The sequence below is a fragment of the uncultured Polaribacter sp. genome, from assembly GCF_947503875.1.
GTDB lineage: Bacteria > Bacteroidota > Bacteroidia > Flavobacteriales > Flavobacteriaceae > Polaribacter.
On sequence record NZ_CANNFH010000001.1, the window covers coordinates 411,984 to 430,781 of the forward strand.

The following is an 18,798-nucleotide window of genomic DNA, read 5'->3' on the forward strand; positions in this document are numbered from 1 at the left end:
CTCATTTTTTACAAAATGAGGCTTTTAACTTTCCCTTTAAATTAGCAATATATAAATCAAAAATTCAAAATAATAGTGCAAAACTAATTAAATATCTGTTTTAATTTATAGGTATAAATACCTGTTTTTAGTTTGCTCTCCTTCTTTTCACTACTTCTTTTGTTTTATTTTTTCTTAAAGAATTTGCTTTTATACCTCTGTTTTCTGTCAAACCTTTTCTTTTTACAGAAGGCTTTCTGTTTAAATCAGCATTTCTTCTCGAGTTTACAGTATTTGCTTTTCTAATATTCTTGTTTCTAGAGTTAGCTATAGTTCTATTTCTCTTATTTTCTTTGACGTTATTTTTACGTACATCTGCATTTCTTCTAATAGAATTACTACTATTTCTTTTTGTAGTTCTTGCGTTATCAACTCCTCTTCTATAGGTATTATTTCTATTTCTTTTAATCCTGTTGTTATTCGCATTTAGGTTTGATGGTTTTCTTCTTCTTAAAATTTCTCTATTATTTCCATTTCCACCTTTTCTATTTGCTCTGTAGTAAAAGTACCTATGGTCTTCTCTAAATCTAGTGTAGTTTCTTCTAAAATTTGGTCTATTAAAAAAGTTATCATTAAAATTAAAGATTCTACCTACGTTTACATTTACGTTAACTCCATTAAAGTTGTGAAAATATCCACGTACATCTCCATTAAAAAAAGGATTTCCCCATCTATCATAATTTACAAATAAATTACCTACATTAGTTAACCTGTTTCCAAAATAACGCATGTGTATGTTGCCAATTCTAAAGACATTACCTCTAATATTATAACGTATTAGAGTATTTCCAATTCTGTTTATTCTGCCTCTAAAGTCTCTAAAAACTCTGGTATTGTTGTGGTTTATTCTAAAACCGTTTCTAGTATAAAACGTATTGTTTAATCTTGTATCAAAGTCAAAGTCTCCATTTACAAATACAAAAAATTCTATTCCGTTTTCAATAAAGTTAATTGCATTTTCATAAGCATAAATACCCCTATTGTTGTTTGGTAAATAATTGCCGTTTTTGGCTTCAACAGTAGAAACCATCAAGAACATTCCTAATAATACAAGTATACCTTTTTTCATAATATATGGTTTTAAGGGTTTTGTTTACTCTATTTGCTTTTCAACTTCCGCATTTGTTATATTAATTTCAAAGAGTGTGCCAAAAAATTATAAATTACTTATAATACTTTAATTTTGAATGTGTTTTTAATAATTAAGTAATTGGTTTTAAGTAATTTATTTATTTTTAAAAGTTGTAAAGTTTTGCTATTTTTAACGACCTTTAAAAACAAAAAGTAATTTTTTATGATTGAAGCTATCACACAAAATTTACAGAAAGGTGTAGATTTACTAAAAAATATAACAAACGCACAATATTCAGATCGTTCTGTAGCACCTTATCAATCTAGTATTGGTTGTCATATGCGTCATGTTTTAGATGTTTTTTCTTGTTTTTTTAACGGTCTTGATAAGAATCACGTAGATTTTTCTGTTAGAGAAAGAAATGAATGTGCAGAAACACAAACTGAGGCAGGAATTACTTATTTTAAATCGATTATTACCAATTTAGAGAAAATATCACCACAAGATTTTGATAAAAAGATTCAGGTAACCGACAATTTAGGATTGGGTAATGAAACAGTTACGTATACAATTGGTGCCGTTTTAATGCAAATGCAAAGTCATGCAATACATCATTATGCAACAATTGGCTATTTGGTACATCAATTAAATATCACGCTACCTAAAAATAGTTTTGGTTACAATCCTACCACACCAAATAAAGTTAATGCTTAAGGTTCTTTAAATAATACGTCGTGTTATTTTGTTTTATGTACATTTCTAAACAGTTTGTAGGATAATCAAAACTATACGGAATTTCTGGATCTAGACCTTCTTTATCAACAGTAAAACTGCCTTCAAAATCTTTTTTTCCAGACGGCGTGTACCTTGCAATTTTAAAAATAGTATGGTCTAATTGTTCTTCTACATGAAACCAGGCACCACTACCAATACCACCTAACCACGTTGCACTATCTAATTCAAACTGAGAGATATTTGGTTCTTCTGTGCCAATTACGTTAAGTTCGTGATTAAATTTTTTAAAAAAAGTAGCTTTGTATTCTTTTAAAATAGACCTGTTTAGATAAGGTGTAATTTTCTGCTGATATACTTTATAAATTTTATTAGTAGAAGTAGCTTTAATTACATTACCAATTGGGCTTGGCGTCAAGTAATTAGACTGTTTTAAACTCTTTTTAATTTTAAGATTGGTAGTAGCTGTTATAATTGTATCTGTAACAAAACGTGCGCAATTACTGGCATTTTTCAAAAATGTACCATAAGGTATTTCTTTTTTTGCTATAAAATCTGTAATAAAACTTTGTGCTTTATTGTAATTTATTTCATTATTTACAGTTGCTATTAATCTGCCTTCACCATGAGTTTTTTCTGGGTGTTTTTCTATCCACAGTAAAATTTCTTCTAAATTATAGAGCTCATTTTCTTTAAAAACAGCTTTTAAAGGAACGTGTAATTCTACATCCGTTTTCTCAGATCTCACCCGTCCATTTCCATAAGTGGTAATGTATCTGCCAAAATCAAAATACTGTATGGTTGGTTCATTTTTTTTAATAAGTAACAAAGCAGCATGGCCTGCTTGTACTGAATGTTTACTACCTATACCAATTTTAGACCAAAAACCGCTTAAAATTTCCCAATATGCTGGTCTTACAATGGTGTCTGGGTAAGAAAGCACAACAATTATTCCGTCTGAATTCTGCATTATCTAACTGTTAAAAATAGCTTTTAGTAAAATTTTAAAGGTTTTAAAAGCAAAGTAAAGGGTAAAGATAATTAGTATTGCAGCCACTACTAAAAGTAGGTAAGAAACCCATTCTTTTGGTGTGTTTTCAAATTTTTTGAGCGCCTTAAAACTCATAGTTAAGGTCAAAGGAGAGGCAATAAATAACCCTACTAAAATAGCTAAGTTTTTCAATCCTTTTGCTAATAAAATTGTGTTGGTACTCATTATTGGTAGTTTTTTATGGCATTTCTTACGTTGCCGTATTTTTTTAACAAGGTACTTGCAGTTTGTTGGTCTATATTTAATTCTTTAACTAACATTTTTTCGCCTCTTTCTAATAGTTTTTTGTTAGAAAGTTGCATGTCTACCATTTTATTGCCTTTAATTTTACCAAGCAACACCATAGTACTTGTAGAGAGCATGTTTAGAACTAATTTTTGAGCAGTACCCGCTTTCATTCTAGAGCTACCTGTAACAAATTCAGGTCCAACTACCACTTCTATTGGAAATTTAGCAACCAAACCTAAAGGACTGTTTTTATTGCATGCAATACAACCTGTAATTATTTTGTTTTCATTACATTTCTCCAGAGCAGCAATAACATAAGGTGTTGTTCCAGAGGCGGCAATGCCTACAACAACGTCTTTTGCAGTAATTTTGTGTGCTTGTAAATCTAACCAGCCTTGGTTTTTAGAATCTTCAGCAAATTCCACAGCCTTTCTTATCGCAACATCTCCACCAGCAATTAAACCTACAACTAATTCATGAGGCACACCAAAAGTTGGCGGGCATTCAGAGGCATCCAAAATACCTAACCTGCCAGAAGTACCTGCTCCAATATAAAATAAACGGCCACCATTTTGTAATTTTTCAACAATAGCAGAGGTTAGTTTTTCTATTTGCGGCAAAGCTTTTTCTACAGCAAGTGGTACTGTTTTATCTTCGGTATTTATGTTGGTTAAGAGTTCTTTTACCGTCATTTTTTCTAAATGATTGTAATTAGAATCTTGTTCTGTAGTTTTTGTAAAATCCATCATTCAAAAATACAGAATTATACCATATTTTCTTCAATATTTTTTGGGCGTTTTAACAGGCTTTCCATTATATCTTTTTTTAGAACCTGAAAAAAATCAGGTGCTAAAAAAAGGATGCCATTTCAATCCTTAACGCAAGCCAGCGCAAGTGCTTTTTTAAGTACTTTTTACCACTGCATTTTAAGTGTTCTTTTATCTCTGCAATTAAAAAAAACACCAATATTATAACAGTAAAGCAACAATAAAAAAAGTATTAATTTTCTATTTCATTTAAGGTTACAGAAACCGTATTTGTCTCAGAAATATGAAAATAACCTAAAGGAAAATTAGCGTCTGTTGTTTTGTTAAGAATATTACCTAAAAGGGTAGAAGGTACCGTTTCAAAAGGCCCACCACCACCAGTGCCACCTTGACTAGATAATATTCTAAAATAATTAAAATAAGCTACATCAATACCAGACATTTTAAGTAAAATAGTTTCAGGCAAATCAAAATCTTCAGGGTCATAAAATTCTGATATTGTAATTGTAGAACCGTTTGTAAATAAACGATCTGAAACTAGTGAGAATTCACCACCAGATAAATTAAACAAGTAAAAACTATCTTCATCTGCAACATCATCAAAACTAATTTGTAATTCAATAACTTCATCAACAAAAAACAGCCTACTTGTTTGAAAGATATTGGTTATTGGTGCCGATTTTATTTTTTTTGTAGGAATACTTTTATACGTTTCATTATTGTAGATAATGGTTAATTCATAGGCCACGTCATCTTCTGGTATAAAATTAGTTGTTGCATTGTAAAATCCATTATCATCTACATTGGTGTAATTAATTACAGAATTGTCAACTAAATTGGTTACAAAAACAGTAGCACTGTTTAAAGGTGGAATGTTTTCATCAAAAAAATCTGTTGTTAAGGTTAGTTTTACGCTTGTGTCTGCTGTAACTGGGTCTTCATCAAAATAGACTTCAAAAGTTGCGTCTACAACTAGTTTAGGTGCTATGGAAGGTAAATCTACTTCTACAACTTTTTCACAACTAGAAAAAACGAAGATTAATAATAACGGAATAATATATAGTTTTTTCATTTTGTTAAAAATTAAAGTTATAAGTTACAGAAGGTACAATACCAAAAATAGAAGTCTGTACAGCTTCACTTCTTCTAGTTTCTTCATTTTGTCTAAATACAATAGAAGCTGCATTTTGTCTGTTGTATATGTTATAGATTCCAAAAACCCACTCTCCTTGCCACTTTCTGTTTTTATTTTTGGTTGGTGTTAAAATTGCAGAAACATCTAGTCTGTGAAAAGCAGGCAATCTGTCTGCATTTCTTCTATCACTATCAAATAAAGGAGCTTCAATTCCTTCTACACCTTCATAAAGTGCTACTGGGTAATTTGTTGGCTGCCCTGTTTGGTAGGTTAAATTCGCATTAAATGTCCATTTTTTGTTAAGACTGTAACTTGTATTTAAAGAAACATCATGTGTTTTATCAAATGGCGTGCTGTACCATTCTCCTGCATTTATTCCGGGTTCGTTTGGTGTTCTTCCTGGTGTTTGTTGTTCAGATCTAGATAAAGTATATGCAAGCCAACCTGTAAAATCTCCCTTATTCTTTTTAAACAATACTTCTAAACCATAAGCTCTTGCTTGTCCGTTTAAAATAACGGTTTCAATAGCATCATTTGCTACTAAATCTGCTCCGTTTATATAATCTATTCTATTCTGAATATCTTTGTAAAAAGCTTCAGTTTCTATGGTAAACATTCCGTTTTCCATAGTTTTAAAATAACCTATAGCAAACTGATCTAGCAATTGAGGTTTAATGTATTTGCCACTTGGTGCCCAAATATCTAATGGTGTAGGAGAGGCAGTATTGGTTAATAAGTGTAAATATTGCGCCATTCTATTGTAACTTACTTTTAAAGAACTATCATCATTAATTAAATAAGAAAGCGCAAATCTTGGTTCAAAATTATTAAAAGAAGTAATTACATCCCTTCTATCAAATGTTAGGGTTTCCTCTTCTAATCTATTTGCAGATGCATACGTTCTAGTAATATCATTATAAACAACAGCCTCATCGTTTTCATAAACATTTAATTCATCTTGTCCTAAACGAATAAAATTACTAAAACGAAGTCCATATTGCAGCCTTAGTTTGTCGGAAATTGTATGCTCTGCATCTATATAAGCTGCAAATTCATTAGAAAACTTTTGAATTAATTGTGTATTTTCAATGGTAGAATCTGGTCTATTTGGACTTATTTCACCAGGATTAAACTGGCTGTAAATGTTGTTAATACCATAAGAAAGCTCTAAATCATTATTTACAAAATGGTTAATATCGTATTTAACGTTATAGTTAGTAATTCCAGAATCCCATTCAAAACCAACAAAATCTAATATTAATCCATAAAAATAATCTGAGTAAATTAACGATAAGTTGGAGAATATTTTGTCTGAAAAAAGGTGATTCCAACGTAAGTTAGCCACTTGATTACCATAAGTATTTACAAAACTATCGTTAATTCCAAAAACATCTTTACCAAAGTAACCCGAGAAGAAAAGGTTATTTTTATCATCTATTCTATAATTAATTTTAGTATTTAAGTCGTAAAAATAAGCGGTATTGTCTATATCTGCCAAAGGCAAAAATAAATGAGCATAAGAAGATCTACCACCAATTAAAAATGATATTTTTTCTTCTTTAATTGGTCCTTCAATTAATAATCTAGAAGAAATTAAGCCTATACCACCAGTTGCTTTAAACTCTTTACTATTTCCTTCTTTTTGATAAATATCTAAAACAGATGAAAGTCTACCACCGTATTTTGCAGGAATACCACCTTTATATAGTTTCACGTCTTTAATAACATCTGGATTAAAAACTGAGAAAAAACCAAATAAATGAGACGAATTAAATACAATAGCTTCATCTAATAAAATTAAGTTTTGGTCTGCAGCACCACCTCTTACGTTAAAACCAGAAGCGCCTTCACCTGCACTGGTTACACCTGGCAAAAGAATAAGCGATTTTATAACATCAGCTTCCCCTAAAACAACGGGTATCTTTTTTATACTTGCAGAGGTTAGCCTATTAACACTCATTTGAGGTGTTTTAATGTTAAGGTTTTCTACATTACTCTCAATAACAATTTCGTCTAAACTTTCTGTAGATTCTTTTAATTTAAAACTTTTAGTGGTTTTTTCTACAAGTTCTATTTCTTCTGCTATAGTTGTAAAGCCTAAATAACTAATTAGAATTTTATATTTTCCTTTAGGTACAGTTATCGAGTAAAAACCATATTGGTTTGTGGTAGTTCCAGAATTTAATTCTGGAAAGTAAACAGACACACCAATTAAGGTTTCGTTATTCGCATCGTCATAAATAGTACCACTTAGCGTAACATTTTCTTGACTAAATCCTAAAAAAGAGATGAAAAAAAAGAAAATGTATAATCTTTTTGGTTGCAGCATTTTTGTTTAATTGTTTGTTCGAATTATCCAACAAAAATACAACAGTATAATGGTAAGAAAACGTTAAAAGATTACTCTTTTTTAATCGTATACAATATCATTTACCTCTATTTTTCTGTTTTGCACAAAATCATATAAGGTAAGCCTCCTTAAAATGTAATAATCGTTCCAAAATTTTTCTAAAGAGTTTAGGTAAGATAGTACAGACCTGTCTTGCTCTTGTAAAGCAATATTTAGATCTGTAATGGTAATTTTACCTAAAATAAATCTTTTTTTTGCAATTTCATATCGCTTTAAGGCAATTTCTTGAGCTTTTTTGGTTGTTTTTAAAAAATTACGTTGATTTTGCCAATTTAAAACATGTAAGTAAATCTCTTGTTCAAATTCTTGTTGTTCAATTTTAATGTTGGTTTCAACTAAGTCTTTATTGGCTTCTACAATTTTTCGCCTAGATTTAGAAACACCCCAATCTAGAATTGGGATTCCTAAAGATACAACAAGGCTTTGTTGTTGGTTAAAGTCGTTAAATAAATTGTCAAACTGATTGCCTTGTTGCGAAATTCCAAAATTAGCGCGCAAACTCATACGCAATCTATTATTACCTTTTACTTCTGCCACATCTTGTTCTGCTTGTAAACGTCTTCTTCTAAATTCTATAACTGCTCTTCTATTGGATTTGGCTTCTTCTAACGCTTTTTCTACGGTTACCGTAAACGTGGTTAATTCTTTTGGTGTAGATAACACTATATTTTCTGTTTCTAAAACAAGGTATCTAGATAGATTTTGTGATGCTTGTTTAAACTGTATTTCATTCGTTATTACTTCGTTTTCTGAGTTTAAAACAGACAATTCTATTTGTAGTAAATCGTTTTCTGCAATTTTCCCCATTTTAAACCTTCCTTTAGATATCTGAAAAAGCGTATCTTGATTAGAGAGATTAGATTTTGCTATTTTGGCTTGAATTTGTGCTTTTAACAAAGCGAAATATCTTCTGCTCGTGTTTAAAGAGATTCTTTCCATACGCTCTATAAACTCTCTTTTTGCTTCTTCATAAATTAAGGGTTCTATTCTTTTTTCCCACTTAAAAGGGTTGTATAATAAAGAGTTTTGGGTATAATTTAAAGAAAATGGTATTACTGCAAATCCTGTAGATTCATTGGGTTCAAAACGGTCTATTCTTTCTACGTTAGAACTTACAGAAATTGTACCTCCAGTAAGTGCAATATTTTGGTTTAAAGATAAACTTCCATCAAAACTAACTTGATTAGATCTTCTAAAATCATCAGAACCATCATCTAAAAGAATTCTATTTACAGAGTTTCTAAATTGTGGTAAAGTAGCATCTAAACGCAGTTGAGGCAAAAACCGAGCTTGGTAGTTTCTATAACGCCAATAACTAGCTTGGTTTTGGTTAACTAATGCTTTGTATTCTGGCGATTCTTCTTGTGCTATTTTAATGGCTTCATCTAAAGTAATAAATCTTTTTTCTTGACTAAAAGCAAATCCAGTTAATAGCAATAAGCAATATATAAGTGATTTTTTCATAATGTTATTCATGTCTAATAGCCTCAATAGGGCTTTTACTTGCCGCAGATTTTGCGGGCGCAATTCCAAAAATTAAGCCAATTAAAGTAGCTACAAAAAAGGATAATAAAATAGAGCTAAGTGAAAGTATGGTTTCTATACCTGTAGTAAATTCTAAAATATAGGACGCAAAAACACCTAAAATTATACCAATAATACCACCACCAATACTTACCAAAACAGATTCTGTTAAAAATTGTAAAATAACGTCTTCTTGCGTAGCTCCAATTGCTCTAATTATACCAATTTCTTTGGTTCTTTCTAAAACAGAGGCTAACATAATATTCATGATACCAATACCGCCAATTAAAAGCGAAATTCCAGCAATTATACTTAAAACAATATTAAAAATTTGCTTTGTTTTTTGCTGTTGCTTTAACAATTGGATAGGAATAGAAATTTCAAAATCTAGCATATCATTATGCCTTCTTTTTAGCATTCTACTTAAAACATCTGCAGTTGTATTTAGTTCATTGGAGTTGTTTACTTGAACCGTTAATTTATCTAATTGATGATAATTACCTCTTGGAATTCTTTCTTTTGGCCCTTGGTTGTTTCCACTGATAAAAATCACACTACCACCACTGCTGGTATTTCTTTGTTTGTCTATAATGTTTTTGCGATCTCTAAAACGAACTAAAAATGTTTTTAAAGGAATATAAACATCTTGATTTAAATCTCTAATACCTAAGTTTTCTTGAGCAGAATCAGAAATAAATTTTTCTTCGATAACTCCAATTACTTGTAGCCAAACGTCTTTTACTTTAATTCTTTTACCAATAGCACTTTCTCCGGTAAATAATTTCTTTTCTATTTTTTTACCAATAATACAAACAGGTAAGGCATTTTCTTCTTGAGTTTTGTTAAAGTTTTTTCCACTTTCTATAGATATATTTGTAGTATTAAAGTACTTACTAGAAATACCGATTAATTTTACAGGGTTTTGTTTTCCTTTTTTAGTTACATAAGTCTCTAAAATAATTTCTGGACTTACTACTTTTATAGAAGGTATATTTTTTTCTATACTTTTTACATCCAGTAAATCTAATCCTTTAGAAAAACGTTTAGATTCAGCAGCGCCATCTTCACTTTCTTCATCTGTATTTTCTTCTTTTTCATCTGGTATTGGTGTAATAACAATATTGTTAACACCTACTAACTCAAGTTGCGCTAAAATTTCTTTTTCTGCTCCATTACCAATGGCTAGCATTGTAATTACTGCAGCAACGCCAAAAATAATACCTAAGGATGTAAGTAAAGTTCTAACTTTATTGGTAAGAATTACACGAACAGCTTCACTAAAATTTGATTTTAGTTTCTCTATATAAATTTTATCGAACATAGAAAGACTAGTTTAATTTTGCAATTTCTGTTTTTTCTAATCCTTCTGGTTTGTTTAAGTACACTTCATCTTCTTCAGATAAACCAGCTTCAATTATAACAGCGTCATTATTTGCATCACCTAGCTTTACTTCTTTTTTGTCAATAGAAAAGCCTGATTTTTTATATACATAGGTAGTTTCATTTTCTGTAAAAATTGCTTCTAAAGGAACATGTAAAACGTCTTTACGTTCAAAGGTTAAAATTCTGTTAGAAGTGGTCATTCCTGGTCTAATATTTTCGTTGGTTTCGTTTAATTTTATCAGTACTTGAAACACTTTAATATCAGAGCCTCTTTTGTTTTCACCAACATTGGCAACATCTGTTACAATTCCGTCTAACTCAACATCAGGAAAAGCATCAAAACCAATTTTAACAGGCAAGCCTTTTTTAATTTTTCTAATGTCTACTTCGTTAGCATAGGTTTTAGATTCCATTTTAGTTAAATCTGGCAGCGTAGCAATAGACGTTTCCCAAGGACTTATAGAAGAACCAACTTTTTTCTTGGTACCATTCCACTCTCTTTCATAAGTTATCATTCCACTACCATTAGAGTAAATTGTAAAAGATTCTAAAAGGTTTAAAAGGTTATCTAGTTCTTTTCTTATTTTAGAAACTCTGGTGCCAACTTCTACCATTTTTGCATTGGCTTGCCTTTTTTTAATTTTATAGTTTTCTTGTTTTTCTCTAACGTCTCTCTCTAATTTGTTTAATTGGTTTTCTAGTTTTTTTATAGTTGCAGGTGGTTCGTAAATAGACTGTTTTAGCTCTAATTTGGTTTCTTCCATATTAAAACGTAAATCTTTTAATGCGTTCCTTTCTTGTTTTAAAGAAAGGGTAGTGTCTAATTGCTGTTGGGTGAATTTAGAAACTTCTGCTTCTAGGTTTAGCCTAGCATCTAAGATAAGTTCGTTAACGCCAGAAGGATCTAGTTTACCTACATAATCGCCTTTTTTTACTATAGAACCTTCTGCTACTAAATCTTGAATTTTAATTTCTCTAAGTCTAAATTTTCTAAGATTTGGTGGTCCAGTAATTTTTTTAAGACTTGTAGATTGTGCTTCACCAGAGGTAACTACTTCACTTTTAAAATTGCCTTTTTTTACTTTAGAAGTTAAGTAAATGGAGTCTTCTGCAGAAGGAGAAAAGTAATTGTAGGCTAAAAATAGCAGTGCAACAATAGCAATAGCGATTAGTGCAATTTTTTTCTTACTCATGTTTGATTGATTTAGTATAAAATCAAATCTAAATAAAAATGAGAGCCAATTGGCTCTCATTATGTTAATATGTTTATAAAGTTTTAAAAATTAACTATTTAAAACAGCATTTAATAATGCATTTGGGCGCATTGCTTTATTTGCCAATTCATCATTAGGTTGGTAATAGCCTTTAATGTCTACTGTTTTGCCTTGTATTTTATTTAAATCTGTAATAATAGCGTTTTCATTTGCAGATAATTGCTTGTAAATAGCAGAAAATTCTTCTTGTAAATCTTTGTTTTTAGATTGATTTGCTAAGGCTTCTGCCCAATATAAAGCCAAATAAAAGTGAGAACCTCTATTGTCCAATTCGCCAGATTTTCTTGATGGAGACTTTTTATTGTCTAAAAATTTATCTGTAGCTTCATCTAAAGTTTCTGATAAGATTAAAGCTTTATCGTTGTTATTCGTAGTTCCTAAATGTTCTAAAGAAACAGCTAATGCTAAGAATTCTCCTAAAGAATCCCATCTTAAATGGTTTTCTGCTAAAAATTGTTCTACGTGTTTTGGAGCAGAACCACCTGCACCAGTTTCAAACAAACCACCACCATTCATTAAAGGTACAATAGATAACATTTTTGCAGAAGTACCCAATTCTAAAATAGGAAATAAATCTGTTAAATAATCTCTTAATACATTACCAGAAACAGAAATTGTGTCTTCACCTTTCTTAATTCTGTCTAATGTAAAGTGTGTAGCATCAATAGGCGATAAGATGCGAAGATCTAAACCATTTGTATCATGGTTTTTTAAGTATTTGTTTACTTTTTTAATAATTTCTGCGTCATGCGCTCTGTTTTCATCTAACCAGAAAACAGCAGGCGTGTTAGAAGCTTTTGCTCTAGTAACTGCTAATTTTACCCAATCTTGTATTGGTGCATCTTTTACTTGACACATTCTCCAAATATCTCCTTGTTCAACTTCGTGAGAAATTAAAATTGTTCCGTTTGCATCAACAACATTTACTGTTCCATTTGCAGCAATTTCAAAAGTCTTGTCATGAGAACCATATTCTTCTGCTTTTTGTGCCATTAAACCAACATTTGGTACAGTACCCATTGTTGTAGGGTCAAAAGCACCATGTTTTTTACAAAAATCTATAGTTGCTGTATAAATACCTGCATAAGAGCTATCTGGAATTATAGCTTTCGTGTCTTGTAATTTTCCTTCTTTGTTCCACATTTGCCCAGAAGTTCTAATCATTGCTGGCATAGAAGCATCAATAATTATATCTGAAGGAACGTGCAAATTGGTAATTCCTTTATCAGAATTAACCATTGCCAAGTCTGGTCTATTATTATAAATTTCTTGTATATCTGCTAAAATTTCTGCTTTCTTCTCAGCAGAAACTTCTTCTAAATTTCTAAGTAAATTTCCAAATCCATTGTTTACATCAACACCAATTTTGGTAAAAGTTTCGCCATGCTTTGCAAATAAATCTTTAAAGAAAATACGAACAGCATGACCAAAAATGATCGGGTCAGAAACCTTCATCATAGTTGCTTTCATGTGTAAAGAAAGTAAAATACCTTGTTCGTTTGCATCGTTAATTTCTGTTTCTAAGAAATTAATTAATGCTTTTTTACTCATTACTGTAGCATCAATAATTTCGCCATCTAAAAGCGCAATATTTTCTTTTAATACAGATGCAGTTCCATTAGCAGCAATATGTTGTATGCTAACAGAAGTTGCATTTGCTAACGTAACAGATTTTTCGTTGTGAGCAAAATCTCCAGCCTCCATAGTAGCAACATGCGTTTTAGAATCTGCAGCCCAAGCACCCATAGAATGTGGATTTTTACGTGCGTAATTTTTAACCGCTTTTGGTGCTCTTCTATCTGAATTTCCTTCTCTTAAAACAGGATTTACAGCAGAACCTTTTACTTTGTTAAACAAAGCCAAAACAGCTTTTTCTTCTGGTGTATTTGCCTCTTCAGGATAATTAGGAATTGCATAACCTAATGCTTGTAATTCTTTAACAGCTGCATTTAACTGTGGTACAGAAGCACTAATGTTTGGTAATTTTATAATATTAGCTTCAGGTTGTTTTGCTAACTCGCCTAATTCAGCAAGTGCATCTTCTACTTTCTGGTCTTCATTTAAGTATTCAGAAAAGTTGGCTAAAATTCTTCCGGCTAAAGAAATGTCTTTAACTTCAATTTCTATATTAGAAGATTTTGTAAATGCTTCTACAATTGGTAAAAAAGAACGAGTAGCCAAAGCTGGTGCCTCGTCTGTTTTTGTGTATATAATTTTAGCGGTATTACTCATGTAATTTTTATTTTTATTCGTTGAAATGTCTATGCTTTTGGTTTAATGAAAGTTCATAAAATATAAATCGAGCAAATTTATGAATTTTAGTTGATTTTAATATTGGTAAAATCCTATAAATTAGTAAGTTTTATTACAGTATTAATAATATTTTAAACCTATTTATTTAAAGTTAAAAATTAGCTTGCTTTTTACTTTTGGGTAGTCGTATTTATTTTAAAAAATAACAATACTAAATTATTGAAAATTTTAAATAGAGCTAAACTCCGTTATATTTTGAAATGCTGAATTTATTGCAAAAAAAAAACGTTGTGAATTTTCACAACGTTTTTAGGTTTTATGCTATTTGAAGTATTATCTTCTTTTTTCAGTAATTCTAGCTTTTTTACCAGTAAGACCTCTAAAGTAAAAGATTCTAGCTCTACGAACTTTACCTCTTTTATTTACTTCAATTTTTTGAATAGAAGGTAAGTTTACGGGAAAAATTCTTTCTACACCTACAGTACCAGACATTTTTCTGATAGTAAACGTTTCTGAAAGACCTGTTCCTCTTCTTTGAATAACAACACCTCTAAAAAACTGAGTTCTAGATTTATCTCCTTCTTTAATTTCGTAATAAACAGTGATCGTGTCACCAGCAGCAAATTCTGCAAATTCTTTTTTTGTTACAAATTCGTCTTGTACAAATTTTATTAAAGATTCCATATCTTTTAATTTTAATTAATTTTGTAAAACAACATTCACGATTTCTTCGTCAGAGGTTAATTTAGCGGTTGCAAAAGTAGTACTTTTTTTTTGTTGATAAAATATTTACACAACTATTTTTTAGGTTGATAGTCAGTACAATAGAAAACCCAAAATTTTCGAGAAGGTTTTCCGTTAATTTTAATGATAATTGGCTCTAATTCAGTTACATTTTTAAAATACTTGTTTAACAAAGGATTTGTTTTACCTAGTTTTTCATTAGTTTTAAATCGTTTATCAGAATCTATAAATAATGCGTTTTTACCTTGTAAGGTGGTCAAATCATCGCCTAAATAATCAAAATGCAAAGCAGGTAAACCAATAATATTTTGTGCGTAAACCTTTTCTTCTTTAAAAAAGTTTAAACAAGCAGCAGTTTTATAGCCATCATTAGAAAAAATAAAAGTATTGCTGTGTTTTTCTTGTAATTTTTCGGTAGCTAAAGCCAATTCTTTCCAGCCAACCCAAGTATCATCACTTTTAATTGGAGCAACATAAAAAATAATTTGTACGGCAGCCAATACATGAAAAACAATAGAAAAGACTAATTGTAACCTTATTAGTTTTTTACTAATAAACATGGCTGCTATAATAATTCCAGTTAAGTAAGATGGCATCATCCAATTTAATTTTACCCAATAAATAGGTGTAATTAAAAAGAAACCTACAAATGTTGGTATAAAAAAAGCCAAAAGAAATAAGGTTTTTGCTGTTGGAATTTTAAATTTTAAAAGCGCTCTTTTTATATATTTAAAGGTAAACGTAAGTATTACTAAAAATAAAACGGGCAATAATAATAACATTTGATGCCCAATTGCACCAAAGAAATTTTTAGGTGAAATTTTAAATTCTGTTATAGAGCTTGTTCTTTCTGAGGATTGAAAAGCAAAGGATGCAAAATCGTTTGTGTAATTCCAATACCAAACAGGAAAGGTTACAGCAACAGAGATTATTATAGAAAACCATAACCAAGGAGAAAGAAGTAGTTTTCTGTATTTATTAGAGAAACACACAAAACCTAACAAACCTATTTGTAGCAAAATTGCAGTGTATTTACTATCAAAGGCAAGTCCCATTGCAACTCCGCCTATAATAAAAAACCATTTTTTTTCTTCAAAAATTGCTTTATACAAGCAAATAAGACTTAATGTCCAAAACAATAATAAAGGTACATCTGGTGTAGAGTTAAAAGAGAGTATAGAAATAAAAATGGTAGACGCCATTAAAATAAATGCGCTTTCTACTTTTTGTTTACTCAAAAAATATGTGGCTAGTTTGTAAAAACTAAGTATAGTTAAAGAGGTTATAAAAAAGTCGGTAAATTTTACAACAAAAACAGAAGTACCAAAAATATCTGTAAAAAAGCGCAAAAAATAACCAATCATTCCAGGATGGTCAAAATAAGATAAAGACAAATTTTGCCCATATAAATAATAGTATGCGTCTTGAGGCATTAACCCCATAAAAGGTAAAAGTAGCAATCTAAATAATTGGAAACCCAATACCCAAGAAATGGCTTTGTTATTTTTTATAAATGCTTTTATAGTATTCAAAATTATTTATATTTTATTTATCCAACAATCTAATAATCCAATAATCTATTCTTCCAGTAAATCTGGTCTTATTTTAGCAGTTCTTTCGTATGCTTTTTCGCTTCTCCAATCATCAATTTTAGGAAAATTTCCACTTAATAAAATATCAGGTACTTTGTTTCCTTCAAAATCTGCAGGTCTTGTGTAAACAGGTGGCGATAATAAATTGTCTTGAAAAGAATCTGTTAATGCAGATTGCTCGTCGCCAATAACACCAGGAATTAAGCGCACAATAGCATCTACTAAAACAGCTGCAGCCAACTCACCACCAGTTAAAACATAATCACCTATAGAAATTTCTTTGGTTATATATAAGTCTCTAATTCTTTGGTCTACACCTTTATAATGGCCCGTTAAAATTAAAATGTTTTCTTGCAAAGAAAGTGTGTTTGCAGTATACTGATTTAGCGTTTTTGCGTCTGGTGTCATGTAAATAATTTCATCATATTTACGTTCTTTTTGCAACTTTTTTATGCAATTAGAAATGGGTTCTATCATTAAAACCATGCCAGCACCACCACCAAATTGTGTGTCGTCTATTTGCCTGTAATTACCCAAGCCATATTCGCGTAAATCGTGAATTACAATTTCTGCCAACCCTTTTTCTTTAGCTCTTTTTACTATAGAATGGTTAAACGGACTTTCTAATAAGTCTGGTGCTACTGAAATAATGTCTATTCGCATTTTGCAAAAGTAAATTTTAAAAAATAATTCTTGTGAGAAAGAGTATGCAGTTTTAAAAACTAAAAACTATTGTGGATACCAATTCCACTGCACAACTTCTATATATTTGTTTCCCTTGTTTACCAATTCTTTAAACTTTGCAACATCGCTTAAACCTTCTGTACCTCTATAATGATAAGGGTAAATTTGTGTTGGTTGAAATGCTAAAACAGCATCAGCAGCGCTTTCTACGGTCATTGTATAAGGTAAATTCATGCAAACGAACGCTTTGTCTATATTTTTTAAGTTGCGCATTTCTGGGATGTCTTCTGTATCGCCAGAAAAATAAATACGTTCGTTATTTATGGTAAATACATAGCCATTTCCTCTTCCTTTATTATGAAATTTTAAAGCTTCTTTTCTTAAATTATACATAGGTATAGCCTCTAAACTAAAAGTAGAAAAATCTTTTTCTTCGCCATTGCTTATAATTACAACTTCTTTGGCTTTTACTGTTGAAATTTTATCTGCAACTGCTTTTGGTGCAATTATTTTTGTAGCAGATAGGTCTAAAGCATCTAGGGTTTTTAAATCCATATGATCTCCATGAACATCTGTAATTACCACTACAGTTGGTTTTTTAAATCTTTCAAAAGCTGTAGCACCTCCTGTTGGGTCTAAATAAACAACTTCATCATTAAACCTTAAAACAGCAGTGGCATGTGAAATGGGAATAATTTGTAAATCAGATGTTATTGATTTTTGATTAACGCCTGCTGTTTCTATTGTATTCTCTTTTTGCTTTTTAGTTTTACTATTGCAAGAAATTAAAACTAGGGCAATCGCAAAAAGTGTTATTGTTTTTTTTATCATTTTCTGTGCTGTTAATTTTGTCAAAGATAAAAATTAATAAATAGGAAGGGGTTTTGCTATTTAAATAAAAACGAGTTTTAAAATGTTTTAGAAAACAATATAGATTGTAGTGGCTAAAAACTATATTTTTTCTATCTTTAATCTTCTATTATAATAACTATGAATTTAGATAATTATAAGGTTTCTAAAACCATTAAATTGGCCGATTTAAGAACAAAAGAGGTGAATGAAAATGCTAAAAAGAAACTAAAAGACATTAGAAAAAAAATAAGTAAACTGCAAGATACCATGTATGCTGAAGGCAAGTATGGTATGCTAATTTGTTTACAAGGAATGGATACTTCTGGTAAAGATAGTTTAATTAGAGAGGTGTTTAAAGATGTAAATGCTAGAGGTGTAGAGGTGCATAGTTTTAAGGTGCCAACTAGCTTAGAGTTGCAGCACGATTTTTTATGGAGACATTATATTGCACTGCCACCAAAAGGAAAAATAGGTGTTTTTAATAGAACACATTATGAAAATGTATTGGTAACTAGAGTACATCCAAATTATATTTTTGGAGAAAATATACCAAATGTAAAAAGTCTTGCAGATTTAGATGATGCTTTTTACCATAATAGAATGGATAGAATTAATGCCTTTGAACAACATTTGGTTGCAAATGGAACCATTGTGTTAAAATTCTTTTTAAACTTGTCTAAAGACGAACAAAAAAACAGGTTGTTAAGAAGATTAAATATTCCAGAAAAGAATTGGAAATTTTCTGCCGGCGATTTAAAAGAGCGCAAATTGTGGGACAAATACCAATTTTGTTATGAAGATTTATTAAACAGAACTTCTAAAGAAAATGCACCTTGGTTTGTAATTCCTGCAGATGATAAACCTACTGCCAGATTACTCTTAGCCACTATTGTTTTAAACGAATTAGAAAAGTATAATTTTAAAGAACCCTCTTTGTCTAAAAAAGATACAGAGCAATTAGATGCTTTTAAAGCAGCATTAGAAAACGAATAAACTAAAAATGTTCAATATTTTGAATTTAAAATTCAAAGTTGAATAAGAATCTTAAACATTAAATT

General features: G+C 30.3%; 16 protein-coding genes. 2 read left to right on the forward strand and 14 right to left on the reverse strand.

Features of this window, described 5'->3' with window-relative positions; genetic code table 11:
* Positions 1-127 precede the first annotated feature (127 nt).
* Positions 128-1,108, reverse strand: a complete 981-nt coding sequence (locus tag Q0684_RS01850) for a hypothetical protein (RefSeq protein WP_299012325.1) — start codon at positions 1,106-1,108, stop codon at positions 128-130.
* Positions 1,109-1,333: 225 nt separating this feature from the next.
* Here Q0684_RS01850 and Q0684_RS01855 point away from each other — a divergent pair, with 225 nt between their 5' ends.
* Positions 1,334-1,825 (forward strand): DinB family protein, encoded by a 492-nt coding sequence (locus Q0684_RS01855; RefSeq protein ID WP_299012326.1) that lies wholly within the window; start codon positions 1,334-1,336, stop codon positions 1,823-1,825.
* Here the strand turns inward: Q0684_RS01855 and Q0684_RS01860 are convergent.
* The 13 genes from Q0684_RS01860 to Q0684_RS01920 form a co-directional block, all read right to left on the reverse strand.
* Positions 1,815-2,813, reverse strand: a complete 999-nt coding sequence (locus tag Q0684_RS01860; RefSeq protein WP_299012327.1) for a DUF6695 family protein — start codon at positions 2,811-2,813, stop codon at positions 1,815-1,817. The two genes, Q0684_RS01855 and Q0684_RS01860, sit on opposite strands and share 11 nt — an antisense overlap.
* Positions 2,814-2,816: 3 nt before the next feature.
* Positions 2,817-3,059, reverse strand: a complete 243-nt coding sequence (locus Q0684_RS01865) for a DUF6095 family protein (RefSeq protein WP_299012328.1) — start codon at positions 3,057-3,059, stop codon at positions 2,817-2,819.
* Positions 3,059-3,868: an N-acetylmuramic acid 6-phosphate etherase gene (gene murQ / locus Q0684_RS01870; RefSeq protein ID WP_299012472.1), complete on the reverse strand. Its 810-nt coding sequence runs from the start codon at positions 3,866-3,868 to the stop codon at positions 3,059-3,061. The genes Q0684_RS01865 and murQ overlap by 1 nt, the downstream gene beginning before the upstream one ends.
* A gap of 253 nt (positions 3,869-4,121) precedes the next feature.
* Positions 4,122-4,961, reverse strand: a complete 840-nt coding sequence (locus tag Q0684_RS01875) for a DUF4249 family protein (protein WP_299012329.1) — start codon at positions 4,959-4,961, stop codon at positions 4,122-4,124.
* A gap of 4 nt (positions 4,962-4,965) precedes the next feature.
* Positions 4,966-7,353: a TonB-dependent receptor gene (locus Q0684_RS01880; RefSeq protein WP_299012330.1), complete on the reverse strand. Its 2,388-nt coding sequence runs from the start codon at positions 7,351-7,353 to the stop codon at positions 4,966-4,968.
* Positions 7,354-7,434: 81 nt separating this feature from the next.
* Entirely contained in the window at positions 7,435-8,898 is a 1,464-nt protein-coding gene (locus tag Q0684_RS01885) for a TolC family protein (protein WP_299012331.1), read from the reverse strand.
* 4 nt (positions 8,899-8,902) lie between these two features.
* Complete coding sequence (locus Q0684_RS01890; RefSeq protein ID WP_299012332.1) at positions 8,903-10,279, reverse strand: ABC transporter permease; 1,377 nt, start codon at positions 10,277-10,279, stop codon at positions 8,903-8,905.
* A 7-nt stretch (positions 10,280-10,286) separates the two neighbouring features.
* A complete protein-coding gene (locus tag Q0684_RS01895; protein WP_299012333.1) occupies positions 10,287-11,534 on the reverse strand; it encodes an HlyD family secretion protein in 1,248 nt (415 codons plus the stop codon).
* A gap of 90 nt (positions 11,535-11,624) precedes the next feature.
* A complete protein-coding gene (locus Q0684_RS01900) occupies positions 11,625-13,847 on the reverse strand; it encodes an NADP-dependent isocitrate dehydrogenase (RefSeq protein WP_299012334.1) in 2,223 nt (740 codons plus the stop codon).
* 354 nt (positions 13,848-14,201) lie between these two features.
* The gene (gene rplS, locus Q0684_RS01905; protein ID WP_299012335.1) at positions 14,202-14,552 is read right to left on the reverse strand and encodes a 50S ribosomal protein L19; all 351 of its coding nucleotides are present in this window, start codon (positions 14,550-14,552) and stop codon (positions 14,202-14,204) included.
* 113 nt (positions 14,553-14,665) lie between these two features.
* Positions 14,666-16,144, reverse strand: a complete 1,479-nt coding sequence (locus Q0684_RS01910; protein WP_299012336.1) for a glycosyltransferase family 39 protein — start codon at positions 16,142-16,144, stop codon at positions 14,666-14,668.
* A 45-nt stretch (positions 16,145-16,189) separates the two neighbouring features.
* Complete coding sequence (gene trmD, locus Q0684_RS01915) at positions 16,190-16,867, reverse strand: tRNA (guanosine(37)-N1)-methyltransferase TrmD (RefSeq protein WP_299012337.1); 678 nt, start codon at positions 16,865-16,867, stop codon at positions 16,190-16,192.
* A gap of 66 nt (positions 16,868-16,933) precedes the next feature.
* Positions 16,934-17,719: an MBL fold metallo-hydrolase gene (locus Q0684_RS01920; RefSeq protein WP_299012338.1), complete on the reverse strand. Its 786-nt coding sequence runs from the start codon at positions 17,717-17,719 to the stop codon at positions 16,934-16,936.
* Positions 17,720-17,878: 159 nt separating this feature from the next.
* Between Q0684_RS01920 and Q0684_RS01925 the strand changes: the two genes are divergently transcribed.
* Positions 17,879-18,733, forward strand: coding sequence for a PPK2 family polyphosphate kinase (locus Q0684_RS01925; protein ID WP_299012339.1), 855 nt, complete (start codon positions 17,879-17,881; stop codon positions 18,731-18,733).
* Positions 18,734-18,798 lie beyond the last annotated feature (65 nt).